Genomic DNA, 19,375 nt, shown 5'->3' on the forward strand with positions numbered 1-19,375 from the left:
ACCCCGCGCGGGGTGCCCCGGGGACCGCGGGGGCGGCCGGAGCCCTCAGGCGGGGCCGGTAGGGTCTGCACGCATGGGAGAGCAGGACATGCCTACCGGTCCGGCGAACGAGACGCCGCACGACCCGGCACCGGACACGGCGAGCGGCACCGAGCGACACTCGGCGCCCCGCCGTGCCGCCACGCCGACCCGCCAGATCGACGGCCCCGGCAAGAGCCCGTCGCAGCCGGGCAAGCGCCGCCTGGGCGTCATGGGCGGCACCTTCGACCCGATCCACCACGGGCACCTGGTGGCCGCCAGCGAGGTCGCGGCGGCGTTCCACCTCGACGAGGTGGTCTTCGTGCCGACCGGCCAGCCCTGGCAGAAGAGCCACCGCAGCGTCTCCCCGGCCGAGGACCGCTATCTGATGACGGTCATCGCGACCGCCGAGAACCCGCAGTTCTCCGTGAGCCGCATCGACATCGACCGCGGCGGCCCCACCTACACCGTGGACACCCTCCGTGACCTGCGCGCGCTCAACCCGGACACGGACCTGTTCTTCATCACCGGCGCCGACGCCCTCGCCCAGATCCTGACCTGGCGCGACAGCGAGGAGCTGTTCTCCCTCGCGCACTTCATCGGCGCCACCCGGCCCGGTCACCACCTGGACGACGCGGGGCTGCCCGAGGGCGGTGTCTCGCTCGTGGAGGTTCCCGCCCTGGCCATCTCCTCGACGGACTGCCGTGCGAGAGTCGCCAAGGGCGACCCCATCTGGTACCTGGTGCCGGACGGTGTCGTGCGCTATATCGACAAGCGCGAGCTGTACCGCGGCGAGTGAGCCGAGAGGGGCACCGGTGAACGACCGATACGACGCGGGGGCCGCGGGCTACGGCGCCGACCAGTACGAACTCGTCGGCTACGACGAGTACGGACAGCCGGTCTACCGGCAGGTCCAGGCCCAGCAGACCCAGCAGCAGACCTACGACCCGTACGCCCAGCAGCATCAGCAGCACCAGCAGGGCTACGGCTACGACCCCTACGCCACGGGCGGGCAGCAGCAGCCGCCCGCGTACGACCACGGAGCGGGACAGCAGCAGTCCGCCGCCCCGTACGGCTACGACCCGTACACCTCCGGGAGCCACCAGGGCGGCCAGACGCAGGGCGCCCACCAGGACCCCTACGGACAGGCGCCCGCCGCCGGGCAGACCGCCCGGCAGACCGCGCAGACCCCGCACATCCCGCAGCAGGCCGGTCCCGCAGCGGAGGAGCGGGACGCCGGCCGGGAGCACGACGACCGGGAGTACCACACCGAGCAGTTCGCCTTCGTCGAGGAACCGGACGACAACTCCGAAGACGTCATCGACTGGCTGAAGTTCACCGAGAACCGCACCGAGCGCCGCGAGGAGGCCCGGCGCCGCGCCCGCAGCCGGATCGTCGCCCTGGTCGTCGTCCTCGCGCTCGTCGCGGCCGGCGGCGTGGGCTACCTCTGGTACGCGGGGAAGCTGCCCGGCCTGTCCTCCGAGGACCCCGGGACGGGCACGGAGACGGCCGCCGGCGCCCAGAAACGGGACGTCATCGTCGTCCACCTGCACGACACCAAGGGCGACGGCACCGCCACCGCGCTCCTCGTCGACAACACCACCACCAAGCGGGGCACCACCGTCCTGCTGCCCAATTCGCTCGCCCTGACCAGCGACGACGGCACCACGACGACCCTCGCCAAATCGGTCGAGGACGACGGCTCCGACGGCACCCGCGAGGCGCTCGACACGGTCCTCGGCACCGACATCCAGGGCACCTGGCGCCTGGACACCCCCTACCTGCAGAACCTCGTCGACCTCGTCGGCACCATCGACGTCGACACGAACACCGATGTCCCCGACCCCGCCGCCAAGAAGAAGGGCGAGGCGCCCCTGGTCAACAAGGGCCGGGACCAGACGCTCAGCGGCAAGATGGCCGTCGCCTACGCCACCTACCGTGCCCCGGGCGAGGCCCAGAACGCCCAGCTGGAGCGGTTCGGGCAGGTCATGCAGGGCGTGCTGCGCAAGATGTCCTCCGACCCGGGGGCCGCGACCACCACCGTCCAGACCCTGGCGCAGATCCTCGACCCGTCCCTGACCGACAAGGACCTCGGCACCTTCCTCGCCGGGCTCGCCGACCTCGCCAAGGGCGGCGACTACCGCACGGACCTGCTGCCGGTGCGCAGCGACGGCACGCTCAGCGCCCAGACCGGCGCCGGCATCGTCAGGAACGTCCTCGGCGGCACCGCCAAGAGCCCCGACAAGGACGCAGCCGTCAGCGTCTCCGTCCAGAACGCGACCGGTGTGAAGGACAACACGGAGCAGGCCCGCGTGGTGCTCCTCAACGGCGGCTTCACGTTCCTGGAGGGCGGCACGGCGGCAGCCAGGTCCACCTCGAAGGTCGTCTACGCCGACGCCGCCGGCAAGACGAACGCCGCCGAGGTCGCCAAGACGCTCGGGCTGCCCGAGAGCTCCGTCGCGCAGGGCAGGATCTCGGCGAGCGCCGACGTCGCGGTGGTCCTCGGCCAGGACTACAAGCCCTCCGCCGGCTAGGCGGCGCGGGCCCGTCCCCCACGGGAGCGCCGTAATCGCGTGGGGGGCGCACGGCGGTCCGTGAGACCCTTGAGGACAAACGACCGCCGACCGAAAGCCTTGTAGTGACCGTGACCGACCGCTCCCAGGAGCTCATCACCACCGCCGCCCAGGCGGCCGCCGACAAGCTGGCGCACGACATCGTCGCCTACGACGTCAGTGACGTGCTCTCCATCACGGACGCCTTCCTGCTGGCCTCCGCGCCCAACGACCGCCAGGTCAAGTCGATCGTCGACGAGATCGAGGAGCGCCTCCAGAAGGAGCTCGGCGCCAAGCCGGTGCGCCGCGAGGGCGACCGCGACGCCCGCTGGATCCTGCTCGACTACGTCGACATCGTCGTCCACGTCCAGCACAGCGAGGAGCGCGTCTTCTACGCCCTGGAGCGGCTGTGGAAGGACTGCCCCGAGCTCGACCTGCCCGAGGACGCCAAGGCCACGCGCGGCAAGGGCGAGGAGCACGCCAAGCTGCAGGCGGCCGAGGAGGCGGCGGAGCTGGACGGAGACTGGCGGTGAACGCCTTCAGCGAGGCCGCCACGCCGGGCCGCGGCCGCCGCATCATCCTGTGGCGGCACGGCCAGACCTCGTGGAACGTGGAGCGCCGCTTCCAGGGCACCACGGACGTCGAACTCACCGAGACCGGTGTCGCCCAGGCGCGCCGTGCCGCCCGGCTGCTCGTGGCCCTGAAGCCGGACGCGATCGTCGCCTCCGACCTGCAGAGGGCCGCGCGCACGGCCGCCGAGCTCGCCGCCCTCACCGGCCTCGACGTCACCCACGACGAGGCCCTGCGCGAGACCTACGCGGGCGTCTGGCAGGGCCTGACGCACGAGGAGATCATCGCCCGGCACGGCGAGGAGTACGCCGCCTGGAAGCGCGGCGAGCCCGTGCGCCGCGGCGGTGGCGAACTGGAGACCGAGGTGGCCGACCGCGCCGCCCCCGTGGTCCTCCGGCACGCCGACAAGCTCCCCGAGGACGGCACGCTTGTCGTGGTCAGCCACGGCGGCACCATCCGCACCACCATCGGCCGGCTCCTCGGCCTGCAGCCGCACAACTGGGAGAGCCTCGGCGGACTCTCCAACTGCTGCTGGTCCGTCCTCGGTGAAGGCGCCCGCGGCTGGCGGCTGCTGGAGCACAACGCCGGCACGCTGCCGGAACCGGTGCTGGGCGACGACGACTGACCCCGGATTTCACTTTCCGGCAGGTCGCAGGCTAAAGTTCTTCTTGTTCGCCCGGCCCGCCGGGAAGGAACACGAGGGGCTATAGCTCAGTTGGTAGAGCGCCTGCATGGCATGCAGGAGGTCAGGAGTTCAATTCTCCTTAGCTCCACGTCAAGATCCCGTTCCCGTCCAGGGGGCGGGATTTTTCGTGCCCGGAGTTGAGTCACATGGGCCGCCCGAGGCGTATACCTCTACGGTCGCGACGACCGCCGTGTCCGGACTGGTACTGAGGCGTCGCTGACCGTATTGGCCCGGCCGTGGCAGAATCAAACGGCCGGAAGGGGGCGCGGCCCGACGGGAGGAGCACCGATGCCTGCGAGCATCCTCGAGGAGGTCGACCACCTCCTCGGAGCGGCGTTGACACGGGACCTGTCCACCCGCCTCAGCTGCCCTTCCTGCGGATCCGCGCACGTGGCCCAGATGCTCGGCGACAACGGCGGGGTGTCCTACGTGTGCACGGCCTGCGGCCACAGCTGGAGCTGATCGATGGGTGCACACAGGCGGAAGTGCGACTGGTGCGGCAGCGGGACTCCGATCGTCCGTGACATGGAGCCGATCAATCCCGACTACCAGTACTGGTGCGAGGAGTGCGCGCGGGCGCTGATCATAAAAGGCGACCCGATCGAGACGTACCGCGAGCTGGAGGGAGAGCCGATCTACGGCCGGCTTCTGGAGGAGCACTGCACGCTCAAGCGGTTCTACTCGTTCGTGACGGCCTGAGACGAGAAGGAGCGGCGAATCGGTCATATCGGGCGCCGGAAAACCGATTTGGTGTTGGGCCCGCAGGACCAGTAAAGTTGGCGTCGCCGCCGGGGAAGCCCGGAAGGCAACACCGCAAGGGGCTATAGCTCAGTTGGTAGAGCGCCTGCATGGCATGCAGGAGGTCAGGAGTTCAATTCTCCTTAGCTCCACAGCAGATGAGAAGGCGGGCCATCCGATCCGGATGGCCCGCCTTCTTGCCGTTCCCGTCCTGCCGATGCGCTGAGACGTACGGCGGGCCTTCCCGGAGGAAGACCCGCCGTACGCGCGCTCAGCGGCCGAGGGCGCGGCGGCCGCGGCCCTGGGAGAGCACCGGGAGGTTGCGGGAGGGCGCCTGCCCGCGGGTGTCCTCCTCGATGCGCAGGGCCAGCGCCGGGCAGCGGCGCACCGCGCGTAGAGCCTTGGCCTCGGCGTACCGCGGCACCTGCGCCTGGGCCACGGTCGGGAAGCCGTCGGCGCCCAGCTGGAACACCTCGGGGAGGATGTCCGCGCACAGGCCGTGGCCCCGGCACAGCGTCCAGTCGACGTAGATCTTCTGACGGCTCGGGCCGTTCTCCTCGGACTCGCCGCCGCCCGGGATGCCCGTCGGGGCCCTGCCCCCCTCGAAGAGCGGCAGAACGCCCTCCACGCGCCGTCCGCAGCCGTTGCCGAGGACGTGGGCGGCCAGGTCGTCCGTGAACGCCTTGATGGTCGACTCCAGGAACATCGCGGAGCCGTCCGGGTGGGAGCAGGCACCGCGCCGCTTGACGTTCTTGGCGACCTGCTTGAGCGCCTCCAGGGCGGCCGGACCGCCGCCGTTGAGGATGTCCTCCATGCCGCGCGCGGCGGCCGGCAGACCCAGGTAGCAGGGGCCGCACTGGCCCGCGCTCTCCTCGGCCAGCCACTGGGCGACCCGCAGCGACTCGCCCAGCGGGCAGGTGTCCTGACTGATCGGCAGGATCGCCCCGGCGCCCAGCGAACCGCCCACCGCGTCCAGGGAGTTGCGGGAGACGATCGCCTCGTTCACCGTGGCGGCGTCGATCCACTTGCCGTGGTAGCCGCCGGTGAGCACGCCCTGCGGCACCGGCGGGGCGCCGGCCAGCTGCAGGACGTAGCGCAGCGGCACGCCCGTGGGGACCTCGATCACCATGGGGCGGGCGACCGCCCCGGAGACCGTGAGCATGACCGTGCCCGGCTCGTCGTACAGGCCGGTGTTGCCGTAGCGCTCCGGGCCGATGCGGGCGGCGATGGCCAGCTGGGCGAAGGTCTCGGCGTTGGAGAGCAGGGTGGGCGCGCCGCCGACGCCGTTCTGCGAGGCGCTGACCTTGCGGCCGGGCGGGACGGCCGGGCCGCCGTCGATCGAGCGGATCAGCGACGCGGCGGCGCCGGTGACCATGCGGACCGGGTTGCGCTGCACGCGGGCGCGCAGGGCCGACCGGCGGCCGTTGCTGAGGCCGCGTTCGGCCAGCGCGGCCTCCATGGAGCGCTGGGTGGACTCCCGGGTGACCCCCACCACGAGCGTGCGGGCACCCAGGGCCTCGGCGCACAGCAGTGCGCCGTCCAGGATGAGGTGCGGGGCACGGTTGATCAGCACCGTGTCCTTGCGGCAGGCCGGTTCGTCCTCGCTGCCGTTGACGACGACGACCGGCCGGACACCGCGCTTGATCGCCGCCTCGGCGACCGAGCGCAGCTTCTTGTGGAAGGGGAAACCCGCGCCGCCGCGGCCCTTCAGGTTGATGCGTTCGGCGAGTTGCGCGAGCTGCTCACCGCCCATCGGCTCGAGCGGCCCGTGCACCTTGAGGTGCATGGGCAGATCGAGCCGATCGACAAGGTCGAAGCCCGACGTGAGCTGGGGAAGACCGACCACGCGGACTTCGGGTACGTCGGGCAGGGCCTCGTTCACTTAAAGCCTCCGGAAGGCGTGTTCCAAGGTTCGCCCGATCCCGGTGCGTCGAAGTCGTAGGACGCACCGGGCAGTGTTTCAGTGGCGGGACCGCTGTTGTACGTGTCGTTCGGGTAGTACGTGTCCTGGACGGCGTTCGTCTCACCCGTGTCGTACACATCACTCGATCCGTACCCGGAGGCGACCGGATTGCCATAGGCCGGGATGCTTTGTCCGGTGTCCCGCAGCGGGTCGTAGGGCGGGATGTTGAAGCCCGTGTCCTGGAGCGGGTCGTAGGCCGACGGCGGGGCCTCGCCGACCGGGGGCGGGGACGGGACAGGCCAGCTGCCGGAGGTGCTGGAGGGGCCGTCCACGGTCGGTAGGGCCTCGGTCGGCTGCAGGTCCAGCGGCAGTTCCATGCTGGTGGTGGGGCCCGGCGCGTAGGCCTGGTCCATCGGGGGTCCCGAGACGGCCCGGTAGGCCGCGGCGAAGCCGCTCGTGGACTCCTGGGGCGAGGGGCGTTCGGCCCGCTCGTACCGCGGCCCGGACCCGGCCCCCGCCGCTTCCGCCCGGCCCGTGCGGCCCTCGTAGCCCGGCAGCGCGGAGCCGGCCCGGGCCCGGCTCTCCTCCAGGTCACGGCGGCCGAGGCCCTCGCCGGGGCCGATGAGGGCGGCGACCTTGTCGGCGACCTTGCGCTTGACCGGGCGCGGCGCGGCGCGCAGGGCGAGGGCTGCGGTCACCCCGAGCAGGGAGAGGCAGTACAGGAAGACGAAGACCGGCTTGGCGGCGCGACCCGCGTAGAGGCCGTGCACGAGGGCGGCGCACCAGGCCGGGTAGGCCAGCATGTGCATGGCGCGCCAGCGGGCCGCGACCGGCGCGGGGGAGGCGAAGCGGTTGCGGAGCACACCGGTGACGCCCACGAAGATCATGAGCATGCCCGCCAGGGTGCCCAGGCCGATCAGGAACGACCTGCCCCCGACCAGTTCCTCGTCGGTGAACACCAGGCCGAAGGGGATGACCGCGGCGATCCACGACGTGTGGGACAGCGCCAGCTTCACGCCGATGTGCACCAGCAGGAAGACGATCGAGGCGACGGCCGTGGTGCGGTGCACGGCCTGGGCCAGGATGCGCCGGCGCGCGTCGAGCAGGATCCGGTCCTGGGCGACCAGACCCCAGATCACCGAGCAGGTCAGGCACACGAGGGACAGCACGCCCGCGCCGAAGTTGAGGAACTCGGCGAAGGAGTCGTCTGCCGTGGAGTCGTTGGGGTTCACGACCTGCCACCCCACATCCCGGCGACCGGGGGGAGTGAGGGGGTACTGCGATGAGGGTTCATGGGGGCAACTCCGAGCGGTTCGGGAAAGCGGTCCCGCTGCCGCACTCTAAGCGGAGCCATACCGATGGGTACGAGGTTTGAGTTATTGCGTTGTTATCAAAGGACAATGCGGTTGTTGCGATGCCCCTTAGCTACTGTTACGCGAAGTAACTCTTGACCTTGGTTCAGCTTGACGAGTGTGGGATCGAGCGTCGAGGGCCCGTCCGAAGCGCGTCGCGGCGCGCTGGGGGCCTGCGGTACCCTAACGCCATGCGTGCCGTACGCCTTCTGCTTAGCGGGCCGCGCTGATCAGTCCCGGCCACCGGACGAGTCGAGTGGCCGGAATCGGCGCGGCGTCCCCTCCTGTGCGAGGGGATTTTTCGTTTCTCGACGACACAGCCGCAGGCAGAGACGATCGATGGAGCTTTGAGGATCATGAGCGAGACGAACCCCGCGGCCACCTCCGAGGTGGCCGCGCCGCACCGCTACACGGCCGCGACGGCTGCCGAGATCGAAGCACGCTGGCAGGACTTCTGGGACGCGGACGGCACCTACGCCGCGCCCAACCCCAAGGGTGACCTGGCGGGCGACCCGGAGACCGTCGCCCGGCCCAAGAAGTTCATCATGGACATGTTCCCGTACCCCTCGGGCGCGGGCCTGCACGTCGGCCACCCGCTGGGCTACATCGCCACGGACGTCTTCGCCCGCTTCCAGCGGATGACCGGCCACAACGTCCTGCACACCCTGGGTTTCGACGCCTTCGGCCTGCCCGCCGAGCAGTACGCGGTGCAGACCGGCACGCACCCGCGCGTGTCCACCGAGGCCAACATGGAGAACATGAAGGCCCAGCTGCGCCGGCTGGGCCTGGGCCACGACAGGCGCCGGTCGTTCGCCACGATCGACCCGGACTACTACAAGTGGACCCAGTGGATCTTCCTGCAGATCTTCAACTCCTGGTACGACCACGACGCCCGGCGGGCCCGTCCGATCGACGAGCTGGTCGCGCAGTTCGAGTCCGGTGAGCGGCCCGTCCCCGGGCACACGCGCGCGTGGAGCGAGCTGAGCGCCGCCGAGAAGGCCGACGTCCTGGGCGAGTTCCGGCTGGCCTACGCCTCCGACGCGCCGGTCAACTGGTGCCCCGGCCTGGGCACCGTGCTGGCCAACGAGGAGGTCACCGCCGAGGGCCGCTCCGAGCGCGGCAACTTCCCGGTCTTCAAGGCCAAGCTGCGCCAGTGGAACATGCGCATCACCGCCTACGCCGACCGGCTGCTGGAGGACCTGGACGCGCTGGACTGGCCCGAGGCCATCAAGCTGCAGCAGCGCAACTGGATCGGCCGCAGCGAGGGCGCCCGCGTCGACTTCCCCATCGACGGCGAGCGCATCACCGTCTTCACCACCCGCCCGGACACGCTGTTCGGCGCCACGTACATGGTGCTGGCGCCCGAGCACCCGCTGGTCGAGAAGTTCACCCCGGCCGCCTGGCCGGAGGGCACCCACGAGGCGTGGACCGGCGGCCACGCGACCCCGGCCGAGGCCGTCGCCGCCTACCGCGCGCAGGCCGCGTCCAAGTCCGACGTCGAGCGCCAGGCCGAGGCCAAGGACAAGACCGGCGTCTTCGTCGGCGCCTACGCGACCAACCCGGTCAACGGCGAGCAGGTCCCGGTCTTCATCGCCGACTACGTGCTGATGGGCTACGGCACCGGCGCGATCATGGCCGTCCCGGCCCACGACACGCGCGACTTCGCCTTCGCCCGCGCCTTCGAGCTGCCGATCCGCTGCGTGGTCGAGCCGACCGACGGCCGCGGCACCGACCCGTCCGAGTGGGACGACGCCTTCGCCTCCTACGACGCGAAGATCGTGAACTCCACCGGCACGGGCGTCTCCCTGGACGGCCTGGGCGTCGTCGAGGCCAAGGCCCGCATCACCGAGTGGCTGGAGGCCCAGGGCGTCGGCGAGGGCACCGTCAACTTCCGGCTGCGCGACTGGCTGTTCAGCCGCCAGCGCTACTGGGGCGAGCCCTTCCCGATCGTCTACGACGAGGACGGCATCGCCCACGCGCTGCCCGAGTCGATGCTGCCGCTGGAGCTGCCCGAGGTCGAGGACTACAGCCCCCGCACCTTCGACCCGGACGACGCCGACACCCAGCCCGAGACGCCGCTGTCGCGCAACGAGGACTGGGTCAACGTCACGCTGGACCTGGGCGACGGGCCGAAGAAGTACCGCCGCGAGACCAACACCATGCCCAACTGGGCCGGTTCCTGCTGGTACGAACTGCGCTACCTGGACCCGCACAACAGCGACAAGCTGGTCGACCCCGAGATCGAGCAGTACTGGATGGGCCCGCGCGAGGGCATGCCGCACGGCGGTGTCGACCTGTACGTCGGCGGCGCCGAGCACGCCGTGCTGCACCTGCTGTACGCCCGCTTCTGGTCCAAGGTGCTGTACGACCTGGGGCACGTCTCCTCCGCGGAGCCGTTCCACAAGCTGTTCAACCAGGGCATGATCCAGGCCTACGTGTACCGCGACAGCCGCGGCATCGCGGTGCCGGCCGCCGAGGTCGAGGAGCGCGACGGCGCCTACTGGTACCAGGGCGAGAAGGTCTCCCGGCTGCTGGGCAAGATGGGCAAGTCCCTGAAGAACGCGGTCACTCCGGACGAGATCTGCGCCGAGTACGGGGCCGACACGCTGCGCCTGTACGAGATGGCGATGGGCCCCCTGGACGTCTCCCGTCCGTGGGACACGCGCGCGGTGGTCGGCCAGTTCCGGCTGCTGCAGCGGCTGTGGCGCAACATCGTCGACGAGGCGACCGGCGAGGTCACCGTCGTCGACGTCGAGGACGCCGACATCGACGAGGACACGCTGCGCGCCCTGCACAAGGCGATCGACGGGGTGCGCGGGGACCTGGAGGGCATGCGGTTCAACACCGCCATCGCCAAGGTCACCGAGCTGAACAACCACCTGACCAAGGTGGGCGGGCCCGTGCCGCGCTCCGTGGCCGAGCCGCTGGTGCTGATGGTCGCGCCGCTGGCCCCGCACATCGCCGAGGAGCTGTGGCGCAAGCTGGGGCACACCGACTCGGTCGTCCACCAGGACTTCCCGGTCGCCGACCCGGCGTACGTGGTCGACGAGACCGTGACCTGTGTCGTTCAGATCAAGGGCAAGGTCAAGGCGCGCCTGGAGGTCTCGCCGTCGATCTCCGAGGACGAACTGGAGAAGGTGGCCCTGGCCGACGAGAAGGTCGTCGCCGCGCTGGGCGGGGCCGGGATCCGCAAGGTGATCGTGCGGGCGCCGAAGCTGGTGAACATCGTTCCGGCGTGAGCGCCGGGGCCGCAGGGCCACGGAACCACCGGTGAGGGTGACCTTCCGGTGGTTCGCCCGATGGTCCCTCAGTGGCGCCCTAGTGGGTCTGCTAGTGGTCCCCTAGTGGTCCCCTACGGGCAGGTTCGGGGTCTTTCCGGAACTCCGGGCCTGCCTGTTGCGTTTACCGTGGAGAGCGATGTGAGGTGTGCCGTGGCGCCCTGAGGAGGAGCCCTTGTGGAAGCAGTGATCGCAGTCTTCGCCCTGCTCTTCGTGCTCCTCGTCGTGCTCGGCGCGTACGCCACCGTCAAGGCCGTCGGCGCCGCCAAGCGCAGCGTGGACCGCGGCATCAGCCAGGCCCGCCGCACGGTCGAGGACCACACGCTGCGGGCCAAGTCCCTGGCCCAGACCGGCGCAGCGGGGGAACTGGCCCAGCTGCGGCTGAAGCTGCGCACCTCCATGCGCGCCACCCAGGACGCGCTGAACGCGGCCGCCCCCGACGACCAGTCCGTGCAGGAGTCCATCGGCCTCTTCGAGCGGCTCAGCGCGCACGGCCACGAACTGGACGGCGAGCTGAAGCGCCTGGAGTCCGAGCCGGACCGCACCGCCCTGCGGGAGCGCCTGCCCGAGCTGCGCGAGCGCACCGAGCGCATCACGCAGTCGGCGGACGCGCTGCGCTGGGCCGTCCGCGACCGCGCCCGCCGCTTCGCGGGCGACGACCTGGACACCCTGAGCGCCCAGATCGACGTCGAGGCCGGCGCCCTGCGGCACTGGACGGCATCGGACTCCCCGTCCGCCTCGGCGCCCGCCTCGAAGCCGTGGCCCGAGGCACCCGCCCCGGGCGCCGCCGCGGCCGGACAGACCTGGCCGGAGACCCCGGGGGCGAGCCCTGCGCAGGAGCAGGACCGGCCGGCCATCGCCCCGCCGGCAGCGCGTCCCACCTACCCCTGGCAGAAGAAGCCCCGCCCCGAGAGCACCACTTGATCCGGCCACGCGCGCGGCAGGGCACGGGTCCCGGGCTGCCACACGGGCACTACGGCAGGTAACCTCCAGCTCATGTCCCGCCATGTCGCGATCGTCACCGATTCAACGGCCTACCTGCCGACCCGGACGATGGACCGCCATGGCATCTCGTCGGTCCCGCTGACCGTCGTCCTCGGCGACCGGGCGCTGGAGGAGGGCACCGAGATCTCCACACGCGCCCTCGCCCAGGCTTTGCAGAAGCGGCGCCCGGTGACGACCTCGCGGCCCGCTCCCGCGGTCTTCGAGGAGACCTACCGCAAGGTGGCCGAGTCCGGCGCCACCGGCATCGTCTCCCTCCATCTCTCCGCCGAGCTGTCCGGCACGTACGACGCGGCCGTGGTCGCCGCCCGCCGGGCACCCGTGCCGGTGCGGGTCGTGGACACGGGCATGATCGCGATGGCCCTCGGTTTCTGCGCGCTCGCCGCCGCGGAGACCGCCGAGGCGGGCGGCACGGTGGACGAGGCCGTCACCGCGGCGGAGAAGCGGGCCGCGGGCACGTCCGCCTACTTCTATGTCGACACCCTCGACTACCTGCGCCGCGGCGGCCGGATCGGCGCCGCCCAGGCCCTGTTGGGCTCCGCGCTCGCGGTGAAGCCGCTGCTGCAGCTGGCCGACGGCCGCATCGAACCGCTGGAGAAGGTGCGGACCGCGTCCAAGGCGATCGCCCGGCTGGAGGAGATCGCCGCCGACCGCGCGGGCAGTGCGCAGGTCGATGTCGCCGTCCACCATCTCGCCGCCCCCGACCGCGCGTCGGCCCTCGCCGACCGGCTGCGGGGGCGGCTGACCGGGCTGGCCGATCTGCATGTCAGCGAGGTCGGGGCGGTCATCGGGGCGCACACGGGGCCGGGGTTGCTGGCGGTTGTGGTTTCGCCGCGGTGAACGTTGCGAGGGGGTTCGTCTCACTCGTGTGAGTGGCGGGGTTGTCCACAAGTGGGTGGTTGTCCCCGGGAATCAACCATGATCATCGCGGGTGCGGCGGTGTGTCCGATCCTCGTCGCATGGCACTTCGATCACGTTCACGTACAGCGACCGCGACCAGTGGGCCCGGTCGGAGCCCTGCGTCCGACGGGCGCGTCCGTCACCGCCGGCCCCGGTCCGTGGCACGTGGCCGGGCCGCCGCCCGGCACCGGCACCCATCCGGGGAGGAGCTCCGCCGTCGGGCGGAGGCGTTGTTCGGGGAGCGCGCCGAGCCGCCGAGTCGGGCCGATCCCGGGGAACCGGCAGGGGAGCGGCGGGAGTCGGGGCAGGGGCCGCCGGGGGAGGGGCCGCCGGGGGAGGGGCGGCTTGGGCCGGGGGCGCGCGGGCCGGTGTCGCCTGGGCCGGGGCTGCCTGGTTCCGGGGGTGGTGACGAGGCTCGGGCGGGGGTGGATCCCGGTGGCGGTCGTCTGGAGGAGGACTGGCGGGAGGGAGACCGGCGGGAAGGGCACTGGCGGGAACGGGCCGGGCTCGCGCTGCGGGAGCGCATGCCGCTGTGGTTGCAGACGAGGTGCGGGCTGGAACGGCGGAGCGTGCTCGCTCTGACGGTGGTGCTCGTCGTCGCCGCGGCCTTCGCCGTGCAGCACTTCTGGGCGGGCCGGACCCAGACCGTGCGGCCGCCCGAGGTGGTGCGCGCGGCGGCCCGGTACGGGGAGGAGCCGGGGCAGGACGGTCGGGCGGTGGGGCCGCCGGGGTCCGGGGCGGCCGCAGGGGCGGCGATGTCCACCGGCACGGCGGCTGCGTCCGGAACGGCGGGAACGCTCGGGACGACCGGGACGGCCGGTACTTCCGGAACCGCCGAGATCGTCGTGGACGTCAGCGGCAAGGTCCGCGATCCCGGGATCCACCGGCTGCCGGCCGGCTCGCGCGTGGCGGACGCACTGCGCGCAGCGGGTGGCGTGAAGCCCGGTACGGACACCGACGGCCTCAACCGCGCGCGGTTCCTCGTGGACGGCGAGCAGGTGATCGTCGGCGGTGCCGCTCCCGTCGCGGGGGCAGGAGCGGCAGCAGGAGCGGGGAGTACAGGGGCGGCGGGCTCGGTGGGAGGGGCGTCGGGCGGGGCGTTGCCGGGCGCTCCGGTCTCCCTCAACACGGCCACCCTCGACCAGCTCGACACGCTGCCCGGTGTCGGTCCCGTGCTGGCGCAGCACATCGTCGACTACCGCACGCAGCACGGCGGATTCCGTTCCGTGGACGAGCTGCGCGAGGTGAACGGCATCGGCGACCGCCGCTTCGCCGACCTGCGCAACCTCGTACGGCCATGAGGCACGCCTCCGGCCCTCCGGCCGGACCCGGGCTCGGGTCCGCTTCCGAGTCGCCGGGCGGGTCCGATGGAACCGGTCCTCGCTCCCCGGCCCGATCAGGCGGGGCCGATCCGGACACTCCCGTGCCACCCGCCGGGACCGCCCCTGTCCGTCGCCCCGCACGGGCGTCCGTGCACCTCGCTTCCGGTACGCGGCTCGGCCTCGCACGGCCACGGCAGGAGGGGCCCACCGACCTGCGGCTCGTCCCACCCGCCCTCGCGGCCTGGGGCACGGCGGCGCTGGTGCCATCCGTGCCGGCGGGCTGGGTGGTGGGCATCGTGGCCGCCTGCCTCGTCGCCGTCGCGCTCCTGGCTCTGACGCGGCGACGTGGCGCGGCCTCATGGCCACGGGTGTCGGCCGCCGCCGTGCTGCTGTGCGTCGCGGCGGCCGCCGCCTCAACAGGGCTGCACGCGGCCGATCTGCGGCGGGGCCCGGTGCCCGGGCTGGCGCGGGAGTACGCCACGGTGACCGCCGAGGTCGACCTCACCTCCGATCCCCGGCTCACCCGGCCCCGGGTTCAAGGCGATCGCCTGGCTCCGGCCGCCGTGCTGATCGACGCCGAGGTGCGGTGCGTCCACCGTGCGGGGGCCGCCTCGACGGTGACGCGGACGCCGGTGCTGGTGATCGTCGACGTGGGACCGGCCGGGCGGGGTGACCGGGCCGGGCGGACGTTCGCCGGTGGGTCCGGGCCGTCGGCGTGGCTCGGGCTGTTGCCCTCGACGCGGCTGCGGGTGACCGCGCGGGCGGCACCGGCGATGGCGGGCGGTGACCGGGTGGCGGCCGTGCTGCGGGTGCGCGGCGAGGCCGGACCGGAGGTGGTGGACGGGCCCTCCGGGGCGCAGCGGCTCGCCGGACGGTTGCGTGCCGGGCTGCGCGAGGCGACCGACGACTTGCCGGCGGACGCCCGGGCGCTGTTGCCGGGACTCGTCGTCGGGGACACCTCGCGGATCACGCCGGAGCTGGAGGAGGCCTTCAAGGAGACCGACCTGACCCACACGTTGGCCGTGTCCGGCGCCAACTTCACGATCCTGCTCGCGCTGCTGCTCGGTCCGCCCGGTCTGGCCCAGCGGGCGGAGCGGCGCGGGCTCGCGCCCCGCCTCGGCATCTCGCTGCGGGGAACCGCGGTGCTCGGGGGCGCGCTCTCGCTGGGGTTCGTCGTGGTGTGCCGGCCGGATCCGAGCGTGGTGCGGGCCGCGGCCTGCGGAGCCGTCGCGCTGCTGGCCCTGGCGACCGGCCGCCGCCGTTCGATGATCCCGGCGCTGGCGACGGCGGTCCTGCTGCTGGTGCTCTACGACCCGCGACTGGCGCGGAGTTACGGGTTCCTGCTGTCCGTCGTGGCCACCGGCGCGCTGCTCACCCTCGCGCCACGGTGGAGCGCCGGGCTGCGGCGGCGCGGGGTGCCGCCCCGGCTCGCCGAGGCGCTGGCCGCCGCTGCCGCCGCGCAGGCCCTGTGCGCGCCCGTCGTCGCCGTGCTGTCGGCGCGGGTGAGCCTGGTGGCGGTGCCGTGCAACCTGCTCGTGGAGGCCGCGGTCGCCCCGGCGACGGTGCTGGGCTTCGCCGCGCTGGCCACGGCCCCGTCGGCGATGCCGGTGGCCCGGGCCCTGGCGTGGTGCGCCCAGTGGCCCGCGGAGTGGATCGCGGGCGTCGCCCGGAGCGGGGCGGCGCTGCCCGGGGCGGGTGTGGACTGGCCCGGCAGCTGGACGGGGGCGGCACTGCTCGGCGCCGTGATCCTGCTCGCGGTGCTCCTGGGCCGGCGGCTGCTGCGACATCCCTGGTGGTGCGGGGTCTGCGGGATGCTGCTCCTGCTGGCCGTGGTGCAGCCGCCGCCGCTGACCCGGACGATCACGGGCTGGCCGCCACCGGGCTGGCGGCTGGTGATGTGTGACGTGGGGCAGGGGGACGCCCTGGTGCTGGCGGCGGGCGACGGCGCCGGGGTCGTGGTCGACGCGGGTCCCGATCCGCAGCGCGTCGACCACTGCCTGCGCACGCTCGGCATCACCAGGATCCCGCTGGTCGTCCTCACCCACTTCCACGCCGATCACGTCGCGGGCCTGCCGGGCGTGCTGCGCGGGAGGGCGGTGGGCGCGATCGAGACGACGGGTCTGGAAGAGCCCGCCGACCAGGCCGCGTTCGTGCGGAGACTGGCGGCGGCCCGGGGGGTTCCCGTGACGCGGGCCGCGGCCGGTGAGGAGCGGCGGGCGGGTGAGCTGTCCTGGCAGGTGGTGTGGCCGCCGCCGATCCCGCCGCCGGACGCTCCTCCGGGGATGCTTGGGACCCACCCGGTGCCGGAGGGCCCGAACGACGCCAGTGTCGCCCTGCTGGTCCGCTCGGGCGGACTGCGCCTGCTGCTCCTCGGGGACCTCGAACCCCCGGCCCAGCGGGCGCTGGCGAGATCTCCGGCCGCCGAGGCACTGCGAGGCGTGGACGTGCTGAAGGTCGCGCACCACGGCTCGGCCTACCAGGACCCCGGGCTCATGCACCGGGTTGCTCCGCGGCTCGCCCTCATCAGTTGCGGTGAGGACAACCCCTACGGGCACCCGGCCCCCGGGACGGTGGCGGCGTTGCGGGCCGGAGGCGCGGCGGTGCTGCGGACGGACCGGGACGGCGCGCTGGCCGTCACGGGAGAGGGCGGCCGGCTGACGGTGGCGCGAGACTGAGGCCATGAATTCAGCACAGGTTGATGCCTACCTCCGTCGTCTGGGAGTCGAGCACCCGGCGTGGCCCACCGTCGACGCGCTGCGCGAGCTGCATCTGCGCCATCTGCAGACGGTGCCGTTCGAGAACCTCTCGATCCATCTCGGCGAGGAGATCGTGCTGGAGGAGAAGCGGCTGCTGGACAAGGTGGTGGGGGCGCGGCGGGGCGGGTTCTGCTACGAACTCAACGGCTCCTTCGGGGCGTTGCTGACCGCGCTGGGGTACGACGTGACGCTGCTCGCCGGGCGGGTGTACGGCGACGGGGAGCGGCTCGGGATCCCGTACGACCATCTCGCCCTGCGGGTGCGGACGGTGGACGGCGGTGACTGGCTGGCCGACGTCGGGTTCGGGGCGCACAGCCACCTGCCGCTGGCGTTCGGGGAACGAGGGGAGCAGGAGGATCCGGCGGGCACGTTCCGGATCGTCGAGGCGGGGCCGGACGCGGCCGGAGTGCGCGGCGGGCACGGCACGGTGGAGGCGGCGGACCTGGACGTGTTCCGGGGCGGCACTGCCCAGTACCGGCTGGAGGTGCGGCCGCGGGCGCTCGGTGACTTCGTGGCCGGGGCGTGGTGGCACGGCACGTCGCCGGTCTCGCACTTCACGCGGTCGCTGGTCTGTTCGCGGGTCACGCGGGACGGGGGGAGGATCACGCTCAGCGGACGCCGGTTCACGACGACGGCGGCCGACGGCACGCGGGAGGAGCGGGAGCTGGGGACGGACGAGGAGGTGCTCGGCGCGTACCGCGAGCGGTTCGGGATCGCGCTCGACAGGGTGCCGACGGTACAGCCCTCGGGTTCGGACGGGCTCTAGGGGGCGTGGCGCTGCCGGGCCGGCCCGGGGTGCGGGCCTGCCGGGCGGCGCTCGGGCCGCACCGGGAACAATGTCCCGCGTGAGCGATGTGCGACATGTGCTGGTGCTGCCCGACCGAGATGCCGCGGAAGAAGTGGTCGAGGCGCTGCGGGAGCGGTTCGGGATCGTCGAGGAGCCGCAGCTGGTGCGGGACGCGCTGGCCGGTGAGGACGACGCGGAGGACGCGCAGTGGCTGGTCGTCCTGCGGGACGAGGAGGAGCGGCTGGACGCCGCGGAGCTGGACCGCTTCGCGGGCGAGTGGGAGGGCTGGCGGGAGGAGCCGTAGCCCCAGGCGTTAAGCGCCGTAGCCCCGGGCGGGTCGTGCCGTCGCCCCGGCGGACGAGCCGTGTCCCCTGGAGGGAGGAGTCGAAGCGCCCGGCGGACGAGTCATGGCCCTCGGCGGGCGAGTCCTAGTCCTCGGCGCACGAGTCCTAGTCCTCGGCCGGAGGAGCCCGGGGTTCGGTGTCAGTGGGGCGTGGGATGCTTGGCGCGATGGCCAGGAAGACTGCGAATGACGACCCCCTCGCCCCGGTGACGCTCGCCGTGGGCCAGGAGGAGCTGCTGCTCGACCGTGCCGTGCAGGAGGTGGTGGCCGCCGCCAAGGCCTCCGACGCCGACACGGACGTACGGGACCTCACCCCGGACCAGTTGCAGCCCGGCACGCTCGCCGAGCTGACGAGCCCGTCGCTCTTCGCGGAGCGCAAGGTCGTGGTCGTGCGCAACGCGCAGGACCTGTCGGCCGACACGATCAAGGACGTGAAGGCGTACCTCGGGGCGCCCGCCGAGGAGATCACCCTCGTGCTGCTGCACGCGGGCGGGGCCAAGGGCAAGGGCCTGCTCGACGCGGCGCGCAAGGCGGGGGCGCGCGAGGTGGCCTGCCCGAAGATGACGAAGCCGGCGGACCGGCTGGCGTTCGTGCGACAGGAGTTCCGCGTGGTGGGCAGGTCCGCCACGCCGGAGGCCTGTCAGGCGCTCGTCGACGCGATCGGCAGCGATCTGCGGGAGCTGGCCTCGGCGGTATCGCAGCTGGTCGCGGACGTCGAGGGGACGATCGACGAGGCGGTCGTCGGGCGGTATTACACCGGCCGGGCCGAGGCGTCGAGCTTCACGGTCGCCGACCGCGCGGTCGAGGGCCGGGCGGCGGAGGCGCTGGAGGCGCTGCGCTGGTCGCTGGCGACCGGGGTGGCGCCGGTGATGATCACGAGCGCGCTCGCACAGGGCGTCCGGGCCATCGGCAAGCTGTCGTCGGCGCGCGGGGGCAGGCCGGCCGATCTGGCCCGGGAGCTCGGGATGCCGCCGTGGAAGATCGACCGGGTGCGGCAGCAGATGCGCGGGTGGACGCCGGACGGTGTCTCGGTGGCGCTGCGTGCGGTGGCCGAGGCGGACGCGGGCGTGAAGGGCGGGGGCGACGACCCCGAGTACGCCCTGGAGAAGGCGGTGGTCACGATCGCCCGCGCGGCCCGCTCCCGCGGGCGGGGCTGACGATCCCGGTCG

The 19,375-nt window shown here is 72.8% G+C and carries 16 protein-coding genes and 2 tRNA genes; 16 read left to right on the top strand and 2 right to left on the bottom strand.

Annotated features, from left to right (window positions below):
- The first annotated feature begins 73 nt into the window (after nt 1-73).
- The 8 genes from nadD (at nt 74) to ACIGAQ_RS11485 (ending at nt 4,715) form a co-directional block, all read left to right on the top strand.
- Complete coding sequence (nadD, locus tag ACIGAQ_RS11450; RefSeq protein WP_311686865.1) at nt 74-817, top strand: nicotinate-nucleotide adenylyltransferase; 744 nt, start codon at nt 74-76, stop codon at nt 815-817.
- Nucleotides 818-833: 16 nt separating this feature from the next.
- Entirely contained in the window at nt 834-2,552 is a 1,719-nt protein-coding gene (locus ACIGAQ_RS11455) for an LCP family protein (RefSeq protein ID WP_399781527.1), read from the top strand.
- A gap of 104 nt (nt 2,553-2,656) precedes the next feature.
- Nucleotides 2,657-3,103 (top strand): ribosome silencing factor, encoded by a 447-nt coding sequence (gene rsfS, locus ACIGAQ_RS11460; protein WP_311686861.1) that lies wholly within the window; start codon nt 2,657-2,659, stop codon nt 3,101-3,103.
- Entirely contained in the window at nt 3,094-3,765 is a 672-nt protein-coding gene (locus ACIGAQ_RS11465) for a histidine phosphatase family protein (protein ID WP_399783127.1), read from the top strand. The genes rsfS and ACIGAQ_RS11465 overlap by 10 nt, the downstream gene beginning before the upstream one ends.
- Nucleotides 3,766-3,840: 75 nt before the next feature.
- A tRNA-Ala gene (locus ACIGAQ_RS11470) sits at nt 3,841-3,913 on the top strand.
- 200 nt (nt 3,914-4,113) lie between these two features.
- The gene (locus ACIGAQ_RS11475; RefSeq protein ID WP_311686858.1) at nt 4,114-4,287 is read left to right on the top strand and encodes a hypothetical protein; all 174 of its coding nucleotides are present in this window, start codon (nt 4,114-4,116) and stop codon (nt 4,285-4,287) included.
- A gap of 3 nt (nt 4,288-4,290) precedes the next feature.
- The gene (locus ACIGAQ_RS11480; RefSeq protein ID WP_006136074.1) at nt 4,291-4,524 is read left to right on the top strand and encodes a hypothetical protein; all 234 of its coding nucleotides are present in this window, start codon (nt 4,291-4,293) and stop codon (nt 4,522-4,524) included.
- 118 nt (nt 4,525-4,642) lie between these two features.
- Nucleotides 4,643-4,715: transfer RNA gene (locus tag ACIGAQ_RS11485), tRNA-Ala, on the top strand.
- A 119-nt stretch (nt 4,716-4,834) separates the two neighbouring features.
- On the opposite strand, the gene ACIGAQ_RS11490 is transcribed toward ACIGAQ_RS11485, so the two are convergent.
- Nucleotides 4,835-6,445: an NADH-ubiquinone oxidoreductase-F iron-sulfur binding region domain-containing protein gene (locus tag ACIGAQ_RS11490; protein ID WP_311686857.1), complete on the bottom strand. Its 1,611-nt coding sequence runs from the start codon at nt 6,443-6,445 to the stop codon at nt 4,835-4,837.
- Complete coding sequence (locus tag ACIGAQ_RS11495) at nt 6,442-7,698, bottom strand: ferric reductase-like transmembrane domain-containing protein (protein ID WP_399781532.1); 1,257 nt, start codon at nt 7,696-7,698, stop codon at nt 6,442-6,444. The genes ACIGAQ_RS11490 and ACIGAQ_RS11495 overlap by 4 nt, the downstream gene beginning before the upstream one ends.
- A gap of 476 nt (nt 7,699-8,174) precedes the next feature.
- Between ACIGAQ_RS11495 and leuS the strand changes: the two genes are divergently transcribed.
- The 8 genes from leuS to holA all read left to right on the top strand — a co-directional run bounded on the left by leuS (nt 8,175) and on the right by holA (nt 19,363).
- A complete protein-coding gene (leuS, locus tag ACIGAQ_RS11500) occupies nt 8,175-11,057 on the top strand; it encodes a leucine--tRNA ligase (RefSeq protein ID WP_399781535.1) in 2,883 nt (960 codons plus the stop codon).
- Nucleotides 11,058-11,273: 216 nt separating this feature from the next.
- Entirely contained in the window at nt 11,274-12,020 is a 747-nt protein-coding gene (locus ACIGAQ_RS11505) for a hypothetical protein (RefSeq protein WP_311686851.1), read from the top strand.
- Nucleotides 12,021-12,092: 72 nt separating this feature from the next.
- The gene (locus tag ACIGAQ_RS11510; protein WP_311686849.1) at nt 12,093-12,938 is read left to right on the top strand and encodes a DegV family protein; all 846 of its coding nucleotides are present in this window, start codon (nt 12,093-12,095) and stop codon (nt 12,936-12,938) included.
- 119 nt (nt 12,939-13,057) lie between these two features.
- Nucleotides 13,058-14,299, top strand: a complete 1,242-nt coding sequence (locus tag ACIGAQ_RS11515; RefSeq protein WP_399781539.1) for a helix-hairpin-helix domain-containing protein — start codon at nt 13,058-13,060, stop codon at nt 14,297-14,299.
- A gap of 170 nt (nt 14,300-14,469) precedes the next feature.
- A complete protein-coding gene (locus tag ACIGAQ_RS11520; RefSeq protein ID WP_399781542.1) occupies nt 14,470-16,995 on the top strand; it encodes a ComEC/Rec2 family competence protein in 2,526 nt (841 codons plus the stop codon).
- Nucleotides 16,996-16,999: 4 nt separating this feature from the next.
- Entirely contained in the window at nt 17,000-17,842 is an 843-nt protein-coding gene (locus tag ACIGAQ_RS11525) for an arylamine N-acetyltransferase (protein ID WP_399781545.1), read from the top strand.
- A 79-nt stretch (nt 17,843-17,921) separates the two neighbouring features.
- On the top strand, nt 17,922-18,167 hold the full coding sequence (locus ACIGAQ_RS11530; RefSeq protein ID WP_362274693.1) for a hypothetical protein: 246 nt from the start codon (nt 17,922-17,924) through the stop codon (nt 18,165-18,167).
- Nucleotides 18,168-18,373: 206 nt separating this feature from the next.
- Nucleotides 18,374-19,363, top strand: coding sequence for a DNA polymerase III subunit delta (holA, locus tag ACIGAQ_RS11535; RefSeq protein WP_179272662.1), 990 nt, complete (start codon nt 18,374-18,376; stop codon nt 19,361-19,363).
- Nucleotides 19,364-19,375 lie beyond the last annotated feature (12 nt).

This window comes from Streptomyces sp. NPDC085932 (genome assembly GCF_044540525.1).
Lineage (GTDB): Bacteria > Actinomycetota > Actinomycetes > Streptomycetales > Streptomycetaceae > Streptomyces > Streptomyces levis.

Bases quoted from the DNA above. Each gene is read 5' to 3' on its own strand.
- nadD (WP_311686865.1), top strand. From the start codon at position 74: ATGGGAGAGCAGGACATGCCTACCGGTCCGGCGAACGAGACGCCGCAC.
- holA (WP_179272662.1), top strand. From the start codon at position 18,374: ATGGCCAGGAAGACTGCGAATGACGACCCCCTCGCCCCGGTGACGCTC.
- ACIGAQ_RS11515 (WP_399781539.1), top strand. From the start codon at position 13,058: ATGGCACTTCGATCACGTTCACGTACAGCGACCGCGACCAGTGGGCCC.
- leuS (WP_399781535.1), top strand. From the start codon at position 8,175: ATGAGCGAGACGAACCCCGCGGCCACCTCCGAGGTGGCCGCGCCGCAC.
- ACIGAQ_RS11510 (WP_311686849.1), top strand. From the start codon at position 12,093: ATGTCCCGCCATGTCGCGATCGTCACCGATTCAACGGCCTACCTGCCG.
- ACIGAQ_RS11525 (WP_399781545.1), top strand. From the start codon at position 17,000: ATGAATTCAGCACAGGTTGATGCCTACCTCCGTCGTCTGGGAGTCGAG.
- ACIGAQ_RS11480 (WP_006136074.1), top strand. From the start codon at position 4,291: ATGGGTGCACACAGGCGGAAGTGCGACTGGTGCGGCAGCGGGACTCCG.
- ACIGAQ_RS11475 (WP_311686858.1), top strand. From the start codon at position 4,114: ATGCCTGCGAGCATCCTCGAGGAGGTCGACCACCTCCTCGGAGCGGCG.